Source organism: Actinomadura sp. 1N219 (assembly GCF_044326405.1).
GTDB lineage: Bacteria > Actinomycetota > Actinomycetes > Streptosporangiales > Streptosporangiaceae > Spirillospora.
The window spans coordinates 474543-490218 of record NZ_JBIRAY010000005.1 but is presented as its reverse complement, the minus strand read 5'-3'; the positions used below and the strand labels follow the sequence as shown (position 1 = coordinate 490218).

The 15676-nt window shown below is 73.8% G+C and carries 12 protein-coding genes; 4 read left to right on the top strand and 8 right to left on the bottom strand.

The genetic code is table 11. The features are described from left to right. The first annotated feature begins 26 nt into the window (after nucleotides 1-26). The 3 genes from ACH35V_RS19695 to ACH35V_RS19685 all read left to right on the top strand — a co-directional run bounded on the left by ACH35V_RS19695 (nucleotide 27) and on the right by ACH35V_RS19685 (nucleotide 4553). On the top strand, nucleotides 27-2027 hold the full coding sequence (locus ACH35V_RS19695) for a biotin carboxylase N-terminal domain-containing protein (RefSeq protein ID WP_395974163.1): 2001 nt from the start codon (nucleotides 27-29) through the stop codon (nucleotides 2025-2027). Beyond that, the gene (locus tag ACH35V_RS19690; RefSeq protein WP_395974117.1) at nucleotides 2024-3178 is read left to right on the top strand and encodes an acyl-CoA dehydrogenase family protein; all 1155 of its coding nucleotides are present in this window, start codon (nucleotides 2024-2026) and stop codon (nucleotides 3176-3178) included. Before ACH35V_RS19695 ends, ACH35V_RS19690 begins: the two co-directional genes overlap by 4 nt. An 85-nt stretch (nucleotides 3179-3263) precedes the next feature. After that, nucleotides 3264-4553: an RDD family protein gene (locus ACH35V_RS19685; protein WP_395974116.1), complete on the top strand. Its 1290-nt coding sequence runs from the start codon at nucleotides 3264-3266 to the stop codon at nucleotides 4551-4553. A 5-nt stretch (nucleotides 4554-4558) separates the two neighbouring features. On the opposite strand, the gene ACH35V_RS19680 is transcribed toward ACH35V_RS19685, so the two are convergent. The 6 genes from ACH35V_RS19680 to ACH35V_RS19655 form a co-directional block, all read right to left on the bottom strand. Next, entirely contained in the window at nucleotides 4559-5149 is a 591-nt protein-coding gene (locus tag ACH35V_RS19680; RefSeq protein WP_395974115.1) for an AAA family ATPase, read from the bottom strand. After that, the gene (locus tag ACH35V_RS19675) at nucleotides 5146-6216 is read right to left on the bottom strand and encodes an enolase C-terminal domain-like protein (protein ID WP_395974113.1); all 1071 of its coding nucleotides are present in this window, start codon (nucleotides 6214-6216) and stop codon (nucleotides 5146-5148) included. Before ACH35V_RS19675 ends, ACH35V_RS19680 begins: the two co-directional genes overlap by 4 nt. Before the next feature lie 31 nt (nucleotides 6217-6247). Further along, nucleotides 6248-6730 carry a hypothetical protein gene (locus ACH35V_RS19670; RefSeq protein ID WP_395974111.1) on the bottom strand — a complete coding sequence of 161 codons (483 nt, stop codon included), beginning with the start codon at nucleotides 6728-6730 and terminating at the stop codon, nucleotides 6248-6250. 39 nt (nucleotides 6731-6769) lie between these two features. Beyond that, nucleotides 6770-8254: an LCP family protein gene (locus ACH35V_RS19665; RefSeq protein WP_395974109.1), complete on the bottom strand. Its 1485-nt coding sequence runs from the start codon at nucleotides 8252-8254 to the stop codon at nucleotides 6770-6772. 109 nt (nucleotides 8255-8363) lie between these two features. Continuing rightward, nucleotides 8364-9905: an LCP family protein gene (locus tag ACH35V_RS19660; protein ID WP_395974107.1), complete on the bottom strand. Its 1542-nt coding sequence runs from the start codon at nucleotides 9903-9905 to the stop codon at nucleotides 8364-8366. A gap of 128 nt (nucleotides 9906-10033) precedes the next feature. Further along, nucleotides 10034-11470: a GuaB1 family IMP dehydrogenase-related protein gene (locus ACH35V_RS19655; RefSeq protein WP_395974105.1), complete on the bottom strand. Its 1437-nt coding sequence runs from the start codon at nucleotides 11468-11470 to the stop codon at nucleotides 10034-10036. Between the two features lie 635 nt (nucleotides 11471-12105). Between ACH35V_RS19655 and ACH35V_RS19650 the strand changes: the two genes are divergently transcribed. Further along, nucleotides 12106-13020 carry an Lrp/AsnC family transcriptional regulator gene (locus ACH35V_RS19650; RefSeq protein ID WP_395974103.1) on the top strand — a complete coding sequence of 305 codons (915 nt, stop codon included), beginning with the start codon at nucleotides 12106-12108 and terminating at the stop codon, nucleotides 13018-13020. A gap of 84 nt (nucleotides 13021-13104) precedes the next feature. On the opposite strand, the gene ACH35V_RS19645 is transcribed toward ACH35V_RS19650, so the two are convergent. Further along, entirely contained in the window at nucleotides 13105-14700 is a 1596-nt protein-coding gene (locus ACH35V_RS19645; protein ID WP_395974102.1) for a Na+/H+ antiporter, read from the bottom strand. A 35-nt stretch (nucleotides 14701-14735) separates the two neighbouring features. Beyond that, nucleotides 14736-15608 (bottom strand): LysR family transcriptional regulator, encoded by an 873-nt coding sequence (locus ACH35V_RS19640; RefSeq protein WP_395974101.1) that lies wholly within the window; start codon nucleotides 15606-15608, stop codon nucleotides 14736-14738. Between the last annotated feature and the right edge of the window lie 68 nt (nucleotides 15609-15676).

Here is a 15676-nt window from a genome sequence, read left to right as displayed (position 1 = left end):
GCGACGTGAGCCGACGTGAGCGAGAAATGATCAAGAACGTGCTGGTCGCGAACCGGGGCGAGATCGCGCGCCGGGTGCTGCGGGCCTGCCGGGAGCTCGGCATCGGGACGGTCGCCGTCCACTCCGACCCGGACGCGGGCGCGCCGCACGTCCGGGAGGCGGACGTGGCGGGACGGCTCCCCGGCGCGACCCCGGCGGAGACGTACCTGTCGTCCGAGCGGCTCCTGGCCGTGGCGAAGAGCGCCGGGGCCGACGCCGTCCACCCGGGCTACGGGTTCCTGTCGGAGAACGCCGACTTCGCGCGGGCCGTCGCCGACGCGGGCCTGACCTGGATCGGTCCGCCTCCGGCGGCGATCGCGGCGATGGGTTCCAAGATCGAGGCGAAGAAGCTGATGGCCGCCGCGGACGTTCCCGTCCTGCCGGAACTCGACCCGGCCGAAGCGAGTGACGCCGACTTTCCGCTGCTGGTGAAGGCGTCCGCGGGCGGCGGCGGGCGCGGCATGCGGATCGTGCGTGCGCCCGGTGAGCTGGACGACGCCGTCGCCGCGGCGCGCCGCGAGGCGGAGTCGGCGTTCGGCGACCCGACCGTGTTCTGCGAGCCGCTGCTCGAAGGCGCCCGGCACATCGAGGTGCAGATCCTCGCCGACGCGCACGGGACGGTCTGGACCCTCGGCGAGCGCGAATGCTCGATCCAGCGCCGCCACCAGAAGATCGTCGAAGAGGCGCCGTCGCCGGCGGTCGGGTCCGAGCTGCGCGCCGAGCTGTGCGGCGCGGCGGCGAGCGCGGCCCGTGCCATCGGGTACGTCGGCGCGGGGACGGTCGAGTTCATGCTGGCGCGGGACGGCCGGTTCTTCTTCCTGGAGGTCAACACGCGCCTCCAGGTCGAGCATCCGGTCACCGAATGCGTGTACGGGGTGGACCTCGTCCGGCTGCAGATCGAGATCGCCGAGGGCGCCCCGCTGCCCGAGGAGGTGCCGGAGCCGCGTGGCCATGCCATCGAAGTCCGTCTGTATGCCGAGGATCCGGCGAACGAGTGGCGTCCGGCGAGCGGTGTGCTGCACACCTTCGAGGTGCCGGGCGTGGACGTCGAGTTCGCCGTTCCCGCGTCGCCGGGGCCGGGGCTGCGGCTCGACAGCGGTGTGGAGAGCGGCGGCGAGGTCGGCGTCCACTACGACCCGATGCTCGCCAAGGTGATCGCGTGGGCGCCGACCCGCGCCGCCGCGGCCCGGCGGCTGGCGGGCGGACTGCGCGGCGCCCGCGTCCACGGGCTGACGACCAACCGCGACCTGCTCGTCCGGATCCTGGAGGAACCCGGCTTCCTGGACGGCGACACCGACACCGGCTACCTCGACCGCATCGGCCTGGACCGGCTCGCCGTGCCGCTCGCCGGAGAGGCCGCCGTCCGGGTGTCCGCGCTGGCCGCCGCGCTCGCGCAGGCGGCGGCGAACCGGGGCGGGGTGCTCGGCGGGCTGCCGTCCGGGTGGCGCAACGTCCGGTCGCAGCCGCAGCGCAGGACGTTCGAGGGCCCGTCCGGACAGGTCGTCGTCGACTACTACCTGCACAGGGACGGGCTGGTCTCCGAACTGTGCCCCGGCACGTCGCTGGTGAGCGTCACGCCGGAGCGGGTCGTCCTGGAGCAGGACGGCCTGCGCGAGACGTTCGCGGTGACCGTCGCCGGGGGCGCGGTGCACGTCGACTCCCGCTTCGGCTCGGTGGCGCTCCGGCCGGTGCCGCGCTTCGCCGACCCGAGCGGCCGGATCGCCCCCGGCTCCCTCCTCGCGCCCATGCCCGGGTCGGTCGTCCGCGTCGAGACCGAACCCGGCGCGGACGTCGCCGACGGGCAGACCCTCGTCGTCCTGGAGGCGATGAAGATGGAGCACCGCATCGCCGCACCGTCCGCCGGGACGGTCGCGGAACTCAACGTCGCGCCGGGACAGCAGGTCGAATCCGGCGCCGTCCTCGCCGTCATCGAGGCCCCCGCGAGCGACACCGCGACCGAGGCCGTCACTGAAAGGACCCCGGAATGAGCTTCGTCGAGAGCGAGGAGCGGCGGGCCCTGCGCGCGGCCGTCGCCGAAATGGGCGCGAAATACGGCCCGTCGTACTACGTGGAGAAGGCCAAGAGCGGGCAGAAGACCGAGGAGCTGTGGGCCGAGGCCGGACGGCTCGGCTACCTCGGCGTCAACGTTCCCGAGGAGTACGGCGGGGGAGGCGGCGGCATCGGCGACCTCGCCGCCGTGTGCGAGGAACTCGCCGCGGCGGGCTGCCCGCTGCTGCTCATGGTCGTCTCCCCGGCGATCTGCGCCACGATCATCGCGCGCTCGGGCACCGCCGACCAGAAGAAGGAATGGCTCCCGCGGTTCGCGGACGGCTCCGTCACGATGGCGTTCGCGATCACCGAGCCCGACGCCGGATCCAACTCCCACCGCATCACGACCACCGCGCGGCAGGACGGCGACGGGTGGGTGCTGAGCGGGCAGAAGACGTTCATCTCCGGGGTGGACGAGGCGGACGCCGTCCTGTTCGTCGCCCGCTCGCACGACCAGAAGGGGAACCTGCGGCCGTCGCTGTTCATCGTCCCCACGGACGCGCCCGGCTTCACCTGGACGCCGATCAGTATGGAGATCGTGTCGCCGGAGAAGCAGTTCATCTGCCATCTGGACGACGTCCGGCTGCCCTACGACGCGCTCGTCGGCGACGAGGACGGCGGGCTCCTGCAGCTGTTCGCCGGCCTCAACCCCGAGCGGATCATGGCCGCCGCGATGGGCGCCGGGATCGGCCGCCTGGCCCTCGGCAAGGCCGTCGCCTACGCCAACGACCGGCAGGTCTTCCGGACGCCGATCGGCGCGCACCAGGGCCTCGCGCACCCGCTCGCCACCGCCAAGATCGAGCTGGAGCTGGCGCGGCTGATGGCGCAGAAGGCCGCCTGGCTCTACGACGAGGGCGACGACGCGGGCGCGGGGGAGGCCGCGAACATGGCCAAGTACGCCACCGCGGAGGCCGCGATCCACTGCGTCGACCAGGCCATCCAGACCCACGGCGGCAACGGGCTCACGACCGAGTACGGCGTCGGGATGCTGGCCGGGGTCGTCCGGCTGATGCGGATCGCGCCGGTCAGCCGCGAGATGATCCTCAACTTCGTCGCGCAGCACTCCCTGGGGCTTCCCAAGTCCTATTGACCGGCGGCTGGCACGGGGCCGCGGGGGCGTCCTAGACTCCTGCCCGTCCGGTGATCAGAAGTCGCCGAAACGGATAGAGGTCCTTGTGCACGGTCCTTACTCCGTCCCCTCGCCTCCCGCCCTCCCGCCGCCCGCCGCCGAGGAGCCCGCGGCTGCGCCCGGCCGGCGGCTCGCCGCCTGGGGGATCGACGCCGCCGCCGTCGCCGTCGCGGCCTTCTTCCTCGGCGTCATGACCTGGGGACGGCTGAACAGCATCCTCAAGGACGGCCTGTGGGACGAGGTCCTCGGCTCGATCTGGGGGCTCCTGCTGTCCGGCGGCGACATCGAGCGCGCCGTCGAGGAGTTCGGCGCGAGCGTCTGGGGGTCGGTCGTCGGCGCCGTCCAGCAGGCGCTGATCCTGCTGGTGCTGATCGAGTTCGCGCACCAGTTCGCCGGGCAGGCCCTCGCCGGACGCACCCTCGGCAAGACCGTCCTCGACCTGCGCGTGGAGAACGCCCGGCCCGCGACGAAGGCGAAGGCCAGTGTGCCGCTGGTCCTGCGCCGCGCCGCGGTCACCACGGCGGGCGGCACCGGCCTGTACTGCATCGCCTGGATCTTCCTCCTGCACGGCGTGTTCGTCGTCGCCGTCCTGACCTGGATGCTCGCCGTCGCGATCTTCGTGGCCAACAGCGTGCCCGCCCTGTTCGGTGACCGGCGCACCCTCGCCGACCAGGCCGCGGGCACGGTCGTGCGGCCCGCCCAAAGCGTCCGCCGCGCCGCCGAGATGGCCCGCCACGGCGCCGGACGCGCCTGGGCCGGAACCCAGTCGGCGGGACAGGCCGCCGGGCACGCCGTCCGCGACCAGACCGCCCGCCTGAACGCCGACGACCGCATGCGCCGCGCCATGGAATCCGACCGCGCCCGCCAGGCCCAGGAACGCGCCCGGCAGGCGCAGGAACACGCTCAGGAGTTGAGCCGACGATCCGCCGCCAAAATGCGCGACGCCGTCCAGGGCGAACGGGCCCGGCAACTCCAGGACAAGGGCAAACGCCTCGGCGGACGACTCAAGAACGCCTACACCGTCCGGCGAGCGGCGGGCCAGGATCCCACGCCGCCGCCCTCCACACCACCACCGGCCATCCCGCCGCCCGCGCCCTACTACGACCCGTACACGCAGCCCGAACCGTCCACGCAACCCGACTCGTACACACAACGCGAGCCGTCTACGCAGCCCGACTCATACACGCAGCCCGGCCGATACAAGCAGCCCGAGCCGTACACGCAGCCCGGCCCGCCTGCGCAGGCTGAGCCGCAGGCGCAGCCTGGGCAGGATGCACGGCGAGTGGATCCGTATCGGCGTTCGGATGTGCCGCCGTCCGGTGGGAACAACGGGTGAGTGGGTCAGGCTAGGAGATCGTCCAGTTGGGCGGGCAGGGATCGTCCGGCCGTCAGGCGGTTGTCTACGGCGGTGTGCGGGACGGGTGGCGGCTCGTCCGGGCGCATCCGGGCGGTGAACGCTTCGAACGCGGTCAGCTTTCCGGTGTCGCGGGGTGAGCCGCGCCGTTCCAGCCGGTGGCGGAGTGTGGCGGCGTCCGTCCTGATCCAGACGAGGCGGACGGGCGGGCCGCCGAGGTCGCGGGTCCAGTCCGTCCAGCGGGACGGCGAGCGGATCTGGCCGGTGAACGGGCCGCTCAGCAGCACCGGGCAGCCGTGCGCGCGGACCTCCCGCGCCGTCGCCGTCAGCCCCGCGTACTCGTGCCGCTTGACGTGCTCGTCGTACCAGGGGCCCTCGCGCTCGCCCGGGTCGCGGCCGGACGCCGCGAGGACCGCCTCGACGAACGGCCCGTAGACGGTGTCCTTGTCGAGCAGCGCGGGGACGGGACGCAGCCGCGCCAGCAACAGCTCCGCCACGGTCGTCTTCCCGCAGCCGGGCGGCCCCGCCACCACCCACACCGGAGCGGGCGTCTCGGCGGCGGCCGCGCCGGGCGTCATGCCGACAGGCGCATCCGGCGGGTCGCCAGCCGCTCGATGCGCTCCTCGTCGATCTCGTGGCCGAGGCCCGGCTGGGTGAGCGGCACGCCGACGACGCCGCCGGACGAGCGGACGGGCGGCGTCACGAACACCGGGCCGCCCGCCGGGTCGGACACGTCGCTCGGCAGCGTGCAGCCCGGCAGCGACGCCAGCGCGACCGCCGCGGCCTGGCCGATGCCGAACGCGCCCGAACCGCTGCACCACACGTCCCACCCGGCCGCGTACGCGAGGTCGTGGGCGCTGCGGGCCGCGGTCAGCCCGCCGAGGCGGTCGAGGCGCAGGTGCAGCGCGCGGCCCGCGTCCAGCGACAGCGCCGCGTCGAGGGTCTCCAGGTCGCCGACGGCGGGCGCGACGGCGGTGCCGACGCGGAGCTGCAGCCGGGCGTGCGCGGCGAGGTCGCCGGCGGCGAACGGACGCTCGACCGCCGCCAGCCCGTAGGAGTCCAGCCCTTCCAGGACCTCCAGGTGCTCCGGCGACTCGGTGTAGGCGTGGCCCGCGTCCGCGACGAGCGCGAGCGCAGGGTACGCCTGCCGGATCGTCCGGACGGGCTCGATGTCCCAGCCGGGACGGATGTCCAGCGTGACGCGGGTATGGCCCGCTCCAACGGCCTGGTTGACGCGGCCCGCGATCGTGTCCAGGGTCGCCTCCGGCGAGATCCGCGCGCCGGTCACGATGGACGTGCGGGTGCCGCCGAGCGCGTGCGCGAGCGGCAGACCCCGCGTCCGGCACCACAGGTCCCAGCAGGCGGTGTCGATCGCGGCGGCGGCCTCGCGGGCGCCGAGGTCTGCGGCGGCGGACACGTCCTCCGGGCGCTCCCAGTCGAGCCCGATGAGCGCGGGGCCCATGCGCTCCTCGATGTCGGCCCACGCCCCGCCCGAGCCGCCGCCGGGGTTCGCCGGGCCCGCCGGGACGGCCATCTCGCCCCATCCGATCGTGTCGCCGCAGATCAGGCGGACGAGGATGCTCTCGGGCCGCCGTCCGCGCGGCATCGCCACGCGGTAGGCGTCGCAGCCATGGATCTGGGGCACCCGCACCCGCCTTTCGAGGAAGTCGTCCTCCCTAATTCTCCCCCCGCCGCAGAGCGCGCAGGTACGGGCGCAGCGGGCGCCGCTCGTAGCCGCCGTCGTCCAGGCCCGCGAGGCGCTCGAAGGGGTTGTAGGACGCCCAGTCCCCGCACAGCAGCATCGAAACGCCCGCGCACACCCCGTACAGCGGGATCATGACGGGACCCAGGCACCAGGCGTACTGCGTCGCGTGGCGCCCCTCGTGCCGCAGCAGCCGCGACCCGCCCGCCGATCCGCCCGCCGGGCAGGACGTGCCGGCCAGGCGGGACGCGTCGCCGCGCATGAGGACGACGTTGCCGACCGTGAACGCTGGCGCGATCGGGAACGGCAGCCGGTACCCGCCCGCCAGCAGCAGCCCGTCCGGGCCCCGCCGGACGCCGCGGGATCCGCGCGCGCCGGTCGCGGCCAGCAGCAGCCCGAGGCCCGTCGAGAGGTTGACCACGTTGACGACCTGGCGAACCCGCTGAGCCCTGTTCACCTCACCAGTGTCCACCGCGGCGGCCCGGCGGGGCAGGGGTTACGACGGGCAGCTCGAATCGAGGGACACCGGCTTGCTGGGGACCTTCGGCGTCCCGCCGTCGCCGCCGCCGTCAGGCTCGCCCGTCTCGGACGGCGACGCGCCTGGCGACGCGCTCGCGGACGTGCTCGGATGGCTGCTCACCTGGCGCGGGTCGCTGGTGATGGCCTCGGACGTCAGCTTGCGGATCAGGTCGAGGTCCGGGCTCCCCGTGTAGATCAGCGGCGGCACGAACTGCAGGCTGTTGATCTTCGCGCCGTCCTTGACCTTGTTGGACAGCTTCATCAGCGCGGGCAGCAGCTCCTGCGGGATGTCGGTCGACAGGGTCCGCTTGGCGGCGGCGGCCAGCTTGTCGAAGCTGGTCAGGACGGTCTGCGGGTCGGCCTGCTCGGCGATCGCCCGCATCAGGCACTTCTGCCGCCCCATCCGGACGTAGTCGCTGCTGTTGGTGCGGGACCGCCCGTACCAGAGGGCCTCCTTGCCCGACAGCGTCCGGTAGCCGGGCTCCAGGACGGCGCCCTCCAGCCCGTACGGGATGGGCTGGTCGACCTTCATCCGGACGCCGCCCATCGCGTCGACGATGTCGGCGAAGCCGAACATGTCGACGAGGATGTAGTAGTCGACGCGCAGGCCGAGGACGCCCGCGATGGTGGCCTTCAGCAGCTCGGGGCCGCGCTGCTTCTTGGGGACGCCGGGCACCACGTCCGGGTGCTCCTCGGCGTACTGGTACACCTCGTTCAGCAGGCCCGGCGTCCCCGCGCCGTCGCCGGTGAAGCCGTACGGGAAGCGGTCGCGGGCCGGGCCCGCCGGGAACGGGACGTTCTCCAGGTTGCGGGGCAGGCTCAGCAGCACCGTGTCGCCGGTCTCGGTGTCGACGCTGGCCACCGTCATGCTGTCGGTGCGCACCCCGGTGCGGTTCTCGGCGGCGTCGCCGCCGATGAGCAGGATGTTGACGCGCGGCTGCCCGTCGAACGGGTCGTCGGTGTCGACGTGCCTGCCGTTCTCGTTGCCGGTGCGGAAGATGCTGGTCAGCGCGTCCCTGGCGACATAGCTCTTGTGCGCCGACCAGGCCGCCGGGACGGCGACGGCGAGGCACATCACGGCCACCGCCGCCGCGCCCAGCGACTGCGCGCCGCCCCTCATGCTGACCGGGCGCAGCACCAGGTAGGACCAGACGACGACGAACATCCACAGCACGCCGAGCGCGACGAGCGCCGCGGTCAGCCGCTGCAGCATGTCCGGCTGGACGGCGAGCGTCGGCAGCTCGGAGCGGTAGAGCGTGGCGGCGCCCGCGAGGGCCGCGGCGACCACGAGGTACAGGGCCAGCAGCACGCCGCCGGCCACGCGGCGTCCGGCGACGAAGTGCGCCACGCCCCAGACCAGGGCGGACGCGAGCGTCAGCGCCAGCGCACGGGGGAGCCCCTCGCCGCCGGACGGACGCTCAACGTCGCTCCCCCGGGCATGCCGCCTCGCCGATCGCCCCATGTACGCTCCGATTCCCACCCACACTGGAATAAGCCCTGGCTCACAATAAGGACGCTCGGAACCGGGCAAAGGTTGCGTAGGAGACGACCTCGGACGGGCGAACGGGGCGTCAGGTGCAGCTGTCGCCCAGGAGATGCGGCCCGTCCGCGCTCTGCGCGCCCGCGGCCGAGTCCCGGACGGCACGCGCCGCCATCCTCCTGATCTCGGCATAGTCCGGGCGGCCGGTCGTGACGGCCGGCGGCACGAACTGCAGGCTGGAGATCTCGGCGTTCCTGATCTTGGCGGCGAGGCCGACGAGCGGCGGGAGCAGCCGCCGCGGCAGGTCGGTGCTGACGGAGTACTTGAAGACCTCGGTGAGGCGCTGGAAGCTGCGCAGCACGGTCAGCGGCCCGGCCTGGCGGGTCAGCGCCCACATCAGGCATTTCTGGCGGCTCATGCGGGCGTAGTCGCTGCTGCCCGTGCGGGACCGCCCGTACCAGAGGGCCTCCCGTCCGGTGAGCTTGCGGCAGCCCGGCTTCAGCACCCCCGCCGGCACCTGCTGCTTCGGGACGGGCACGGCGTCGCCCACGCAGACCCGGACGCCGCCGACCGCGTCCACGATCTGCCGGAAGCTCCGCATGTCGACCATCGCGTAGTACGGGACGGGGCGGCCGAGGATGTGCGAGACCGTCCGTTTCAGCAGCTCGGCGCCGGGATTGCGGACGCGTCCGCCGCCCGCCAGCAGACCGGGATCCCGGGTGCCGGTCTCGTACACTTCGTTCAGCAACTCCTTCGGCGGGTACGGGACGCGCTTCGCGCCCGACCACACCGGCACGTGCTGCAGGTTGCGCGGCAGGCTCATCAGCAGCGTGTTCCCGGTCGCCGTGTCGATGCTGGCCAGCGTCATGCTGTCGGTGCGGACGCCGGGTCGGCCCACGTCGGCGTCGCCGCCGATGAGGAGGATGTCGAGGCGCGGCGTGCCCGCCCACGGGTCGGCGGCGCCCGCCGCCGGGGCGTTCGCCCGCGCGACCGGCGCCGCCCCCTCGGCGAACAGGCTGTCGACCAGGTCGCGCTGCAGGTAGCCGTAGTGGGCGACGGTCAGCGGCGGGACGATGACGAGCAGGCACAGCACCGACACGGACGTCCCGCCGGCGAGCCGCCACAGCGGCGACAGGCCGTCCGGGACGAGCACGGCGTAGGAGTGGACGATCAGCGCGGTCCACAGCCCCGCCAGCACGACCGCGCCGACGGCCACGGCCAGCAGCCAGCCGGGCCGCACCGACAGCTCCAGGAACAGCGACTGCCCCTCGCCCACGGCGGCCGCGGCGCCGGTGAGCAGCAGCGCCTGCGCGAACACCAGCGCCCCGCCGAGCCGGACTCGTCCGGCCCGCAGGTGCGCGATGCCCGGCAGCGCCGGGGACGCCGCGGCGATCAGCAGCGCCTGGACCAGCCCCCGCAGCGCCGCGTCCCGCCCGTGCGCCTGGTCCCGCCCGTGCGTGTGCGCCTGGTCCCGCCCGTGCGTGTGCGTCTGGTCCGGCCCGTGCGTGTCGTTCCGTTCGTGCGTGCCGTTGCGTTCGGGCCGGACGTCCCGTCCGCCGTCGTCCTCGCCCGCCGGCCGCGGCGGGCCGTCCGGCAGCAGCCGCGTCCCGTCGCCGATCGGCCCGTCGACCATGCTCCGCCCCCTTCGGGGACGAAGACCCCCTTCTCCGCCCCTCTACCAGAAGCGTGCAGGTCAGAGCGGGGAAAGATCAGCGGCGGAAGCGGCGTGTCGCGAATGCCACGCTGATCATGGAGAAGACTTCACCAACTGCTGGACAGCGGCATGCCTTCGACGAACCCCGAGGAGCCCTGGACCCCGACGGTCGCCCGCTCGTGGAACTCCTCCAGCGTCCGGGCGCCCGCGTAGGTGCAGGAGCTGCGCAGCCCCGCCACGATCGAGTCGATCAGGTCCTCCACGCCGGGGCGGTGCGGGTCCAGGAACATCCGGGACGTGGAGATGCCCTCCTCGAACAGCGCCTTGCGGGCCCGGTCGAACGGCGAGTCCTCGGCGGTGCGCAGCCGCACGGCCCGCGCGGACGCCATCCCGAAGCTCTCCTTGTAGGGCCGCCCGTCCGCGGTCCGCTGCAGGTCGCCCGGCGACTCGTAGGTCCCGGCGAACCAGGACCCGACCATCACGTTCGCCGCGCCCGCCGCGAGCGCCAGCGCCACGTCGCGGGGGTGCCGGACGCCGCCGTCCGCCCACACGTGCCGCCCCAGCCGGCGGGCCTCGGCGGCGCACTCCAGGACGGCGGAGAACTGCGGCCGCCCGACCCCGGTCATCATCCGGGTCGTGCACATCGCGCCGGGCCCCACGCCGACCTTGACGATGTCGGCCCCGGCCTCGATCAGGTCGCGGGTGCCCTCGGCGGTCACCACGTTCCCGGCGACGACCGGGACGGCGGGGGCCAGCGCCCGGACGGCGGCCAGCGCGCTGATCATCTTGTCCTGGTGGCCGTGCGCGGTGTCGACGACGATCAGGTCGGCGCCCGCCTCCAGCAGCGCCTTCGCCTTGCCCGCGACGTCGCCATTCACGCCGACGGCCGCGCCGATGCGCAGGCGTCCGGCGCCGTCGACGGCGGGCTTGTAGAGGGTGGCGCGCAGCGCGCCGGTGCGGGTGAGGACGCCCGCGAGCCGCCCGGACGCGTCCACGACGGGCGCGAGGCGGTGCCCGCGCTCGTGCAGCCGGTCGAACGCCTCGCGCGGGTCGACGCCGTCCGGCACCGTGACCAGGTCGCGGGACATGATGTCGCGGAGCTGCGCGAACCGGTCGACGCCCTGGCAGTCGGCCTCGGTGACGACGCCGACGGGACGGTCGTCCTCGACGACGATCACGGCGTTGTGGGCGCGCTTGGGCAGCAGCGCGAGCGCGTCCCCGGCCGTGCTGGACGGCCCGAGCCGGATCGCGGTGTCGACGACCAGGTCGCGTGCCTTGACCCAGCCGATCACCTCGGCGACCACCTCCACCGGGATGTCCTGCGGGAGCACGGCGAGCGCGCCGCGCCGCGCGACGGTCTCGGCCATCCGGCGGCCGGAGACGGCGGTCATGTTGGCCACGACGAGGGGGATGGTCGTCCCGCTCCCGTCCACGGTGGACAGGTCGACCTCCAGGCGGGACCCGACCGACGAGCGGCGCGGGACCATGAAGACGTCGTTATAGGTGAGGTCGTGAGCGGAATGCTCACCGTTCAGCAGGCGCACGGCTGTACTACACACCAATCGCGGGTCAGGGTGGCTGGGCCACCGTACATTGTCGGCCATACCCGGCCGTGCCCCGAACACGCCGCGGACGGGCCCGCCCCCGGCCCTCTGACCGAAGCTAACGTCGCGACGTGGTGAAAACGGTGCAACGTGAGGCTTGGCTCTCTGTAAAGTTACCTCTTGACGTAACTGCGCCCTCGATGCACTTTTCTTACATGTGCCTCACGCGGACGGCGGAACCGCCGTAGGGGGCGTGACAGCAGAACACCGGGAGAAGCGCATGCAGGTCACGCACTTGGACCCGGTCAGCCGCGCTCGTCCGCGCCGCGGGCCGTCCTGGCCGCGCGGCGGTCATCGCAGTGATCAACGGAGCGATCCTTGCCACCGTGCGCGCCCGCCGCCGCCCCTCCGCCGTTCCCGGTGCGCGTTGTGAGCCGGCCGCGTTGTGCTTTCGGACGGGATTATCCGGCGCCGGAAACGTCGCCGCGCGCAACCCGCCGCAGACGCTTCGACGGCCGCCGGGCGCGGTGAACACGAGCAAGATCAATATTTGACGTCATACCGTCCTGAAATGGAATGATCTTGCAGTTGTCGACAAACCGATTCATCTCCATCACATGTCGAGGAGGACAGCCGTGCTGGATGCGGTCGACGCCGTGCTCGTCCGCGAGCTCCAGCGGGATGGCAGGGCGACGTTCCAGGCGCTCGCCGACCGCGTCGGGCTTTCCCGCACGGCCGTGCGGGCACGGGTGCAGCACCTTCTCGAAACGCAGGTCGTCCGCGTCGTCGGCATCGTGCACGCCGCCGTCGTCGGCGCCGAGGCGATCGGGCACCTCTCGGTCACCGTGGACGGCTCGGCGCGGAAGGTGGCCGCTGCCGTCGCCGAGCGGCCAGCCGTCTGCTTCGCCGCCCTGACCGCCGGCCCGTACGACCTGGTCGCGCAGGTGCGGACCCGCGACGACGCCGCGCTCGCCGCCGAGGTGGACCAGATCAGGTCCGTCCCCGGCGTCCGCGCGGCGGAGGTGTTCCGGTCGGTGGCCACCGTGCGCGACACGCACGCGGTGGTGCGCGAGCTCGGCGAGGTCACCCTCGACGGCATCGACTGGCGGCTCCTGCAGGAGCTGCAGCGCGACGGGCGCGCCCCCTACACCCGTCTCGCGCACATCATCGGCCTGTCGCAGGCCGCCACCCGGGCCCGGGTGGTCAGGCTGATGCGCTCGGGCGTCATCCAGGTCACCGGCCTGGCCGACCCGCTGGCCCTCGGCGCCGCCGAGCTCGGCGGGTTCGGGCTGGTGGTCACCGGCGGGCTGCGGAAGGCGGCCGACGCGGTCGCCGCGCAGGACGGCATCCGCTACCTGGCGACCGGCTTCGGCCGCTACGACATCGTCGGGCAGGCCGAGGCGGCCTCGCGCAGCGAGCTGGTCGCCGTGCTGGACGCCATCCGCGCCGTGCCCGGCGTGACGGTCAAGGAGTCCTGGCACCACCTGGACGTGGTGAAGGAGTCCTACACCGTCGAGCTGCCCGACCAGCCCCTCAACGGGTCGTCCTGACCCCGCAGCCGCACCCGGCCGCCCCGGCTACGGCGCCCAGCCGTGGCCGGGGCACGGCCCTGCCCGCGGTTGAGGCCCGCGGGCCTACTCGCGGTTGAGGGCGGCCTCCTCCAGGTCCAGCTCGTGCATAACGCGGGTCAGCACCTCGTCGTCGATGCGGCGCTCGTCCCGCATCCGGACGAACACCCGCCGCTCCGCCGCGAGCATCTCCCGCCGCAGCCGCCGGTACACCGCCGTCGGCACCTCCTCGCCCTCCGGGCCCGTCCCGCCGCCGAGCCGCTCCCAGGCGCGCAGCTGCCGGTGCTCGGCGAGCTGCCGGAGCCGCTCCACGACCGCGGCGTCCATCTCCTCCTCGGCGGTCAGCTCCTCCAGGCGCTCCAGCGCCGCCCGGGCGGCGGCGTGCTGCGCGCCCGCCTCCGCGACGGTGTCGGCGTAGCGCTCGCGGTCGCCGCCGACGCCGAGCGCGCGGATCAGCGCCGGGAACGTCAGCCCCTGCACCAGCAGCGTCCCGAGGACGGTCGTGAACGTCAGGAACAGGATCAGGTCGCGGCCGGGGAACGGCTCGCCCGCGGACGTGGTGAACGGGACCGCGAACGCGGCCGCCAGCGACACCACTCCGCGCATGCCCGCCCACGACGCGATCGTCCGGCCGCGCCACCCCGGGTCCTCGCGCTCCCGCTGCCGCTCCGACAGCAGCCGCGGGACGTAGGAGGCCGGGAACACCCACACGAACCGCGCGACGACCGTGACCGTGAAGACCGCCAGCGCCCACCAGGCCAGCTCCGGCGTGCTCCGCCCCGACAGCCCGTCGATCACCGGCGGCAGCTGCAGGCCGATGAGCAGGAACACCACCGACTCCAGGACGAAGACCATGACCTTCCAGAACGACTGCCCGATCAGCCGGGTCACGGCCGTCGACTCGGTCGCCCGGTGCCCCAGGTACAGCCCGCTGACCACCACCGCGATGACCCCGGACGCGTGCACGCTCTCGGCGATCAGGTACGCGCCGAACGGCGTCACGACCGCGACAGCGTTCTCCACCAGCGGATCGTTCAGCCGCGTCCGCAGCCAGTGCAGCGGCGGCCCGAGCAGCAGCCCGACGGCCGCCCCGACGGCGGCGGCGAACAGGAAGCGCCACACGCCGTCCAGGAGCGTGAAGCCCGCGCCGGTCGCCGCGATCAGCGCGACGCGGAACGCCGTCAGCGCCGTCGCGTCGTTGAACAGGCTCTCGCCGACCAGGATCGTCACCGTCCGGCGCGGCAGGCCGAGGCGCTGCGCGACGCTCACCGCCGCGACCGCGTCCGGCGGCGCCACGATCGCGCCGAGCACGAACGCCGCCGGCAGCGGCAGGCCCGGGACCAGCAGGTACGCCGCGTACCCGACGGCGAACGCGGTGAACAGCACCAGCCCGACCGACAGGAACCCGATCGACCAGGCGTTCTCGCGCAGGCCCGCGTAGGAGCTCTTCCAGGCCGCCGCGAACAGCAGCGGCGGCAGGAACACGTACAGCGCGATCTCCGGGTCGAGCTCGAACTCCGGCACCCCCGGGACGAACGAGACGGCCAGCCCCGCGATCACCAGGACCAGCGGCGCCGAGAGCCCGGCCCGCCGCGCGCCCGCGGCCACGATCAGGGCGGTGACCGGAACGGCCAGCAGCCAGAGTGCGTGCGTCGTCCCCACTCACCAGATGATCGCACGCGCCCGCGCCGGACCGGCTAATGGGCGTCGCGGGCCGTGTCCTTGGCGAACGTGAGGAAGTCGCGGGCGGCGGGCGGCAGCTTGCGGTGCGCGTGGACGATCCCCGTCATCCGGGTGATCGGCGGCATGAACGACCGGACGGTCACGCCCTCGGTGTCGTCGAGCTGGTTGCGGTACCACAGCAGCGAGCCCATCCCGGCGCGGACCCAGCCGATCCAGGCGCCGCGCTCGTCGGACTCCACCGCGGCGACCGGGGTGGCGCCGACCCGCCGCAGCACGGTGTCGATCTCGGCGCGGCGGGCGCCGCCGCGGGCGGGCAGCACGAGGCGCATCCCGTCCAGCGCGTGCACCGGCACCGGCTCGCGCATCTTCAGCGCCGGCGGCGAGATCAGCACGACCTCCCGCTGCTCGAACGGGTGCGCGGTCATGTCGCCGGGCACGGGCAGGTCGGTCAGCGCGAGGTCGGCGCGGCCCGCGCGCAGCGCCGCCGCGACGCGGTCGCGGTCCTCGCAGCGGATCACCCGGACGCGGACGGCCGGCTGGTCGCGGGCGAAGCGGGGGAGGAGCCGTCCGGTCAGCTCCGGCTCCAGCGTCGAGGTGACGGCGATGCGCAGGTCGGCGCCGCGCCCGTTGGACCGGGTCACCGCCAGGCCCTCGATCGCGTCGACGGCGTCCAGCGCGACCCTGGCCTGCCGGACCACCTGCTCGCCGACCGGCGTGAGGACGACGCCGCGGCCGGACCGGGCGAACAGCTCGACGCCGAGCTCGCGCTCCAGCTCGCGGACGGCCCGCGAGAGCGCGGGCTGGGCCACGTAGAGAGCCTGGGCCGCCGACGTCATCGTGCCGTGGTCGGCGGTCGCCACGACGTAGCGCAGCTGCCGCAGATTCATGCACTGACCGTATGCCAATGAACCCATTCGGTCTTGGACATAGCCGGAATCGGACCGAGATTGAACCC

Excerpts from the sequence above, each read along its gene's own strand:
- ACH35V_RS19695 (WP_395974163.1), top strand. The coding sequence starts at position 27 with ATGATCAAGAACGTGCTGGTCGCGAACCGGGGCGAGATCGCGCGCCGG.
- ACH35V_RS19690 (WP_395974117.1), top strand. The coding sequence starts at position 2,024 with ATGAGCTTCGTCGAGAGCGAGGAGCGGCGGGCCCTGCGCGCGGCCGTC.
- ACH35V_RS19680 (WP_395974115.1), bottom strand. The coding sequence starts at position 5,149 with ATGACGCCCGGCGCGGCCGCCGCCGAGACGCCCGCTCCGGTGTGGGTG.
- ACH35V_RS19665 (WP_395974109.1), bottom strand. The coding sequence starts at position 8,254 with ATGGGGCGATCGGCGAGGCGGCATGCCCGGGGGAGCGACGTTGAGCGT.
- ACH35V_RS19660 (WP_395974107.1), bottom strand. The coding sequence starts at position 9,905 with ATGGTCGACGGGCCGATCGGCGACGGGACGCGGCTGCTGCCGGACGGC.
- ACH35V_RS19640 (WP_395974101.1), bottom strand. The coding sequence starts at position 15,608 with ATGAATCTGCGGCAGCTGCGCTACGTCGTGGCGACCGCCGACCACGGC.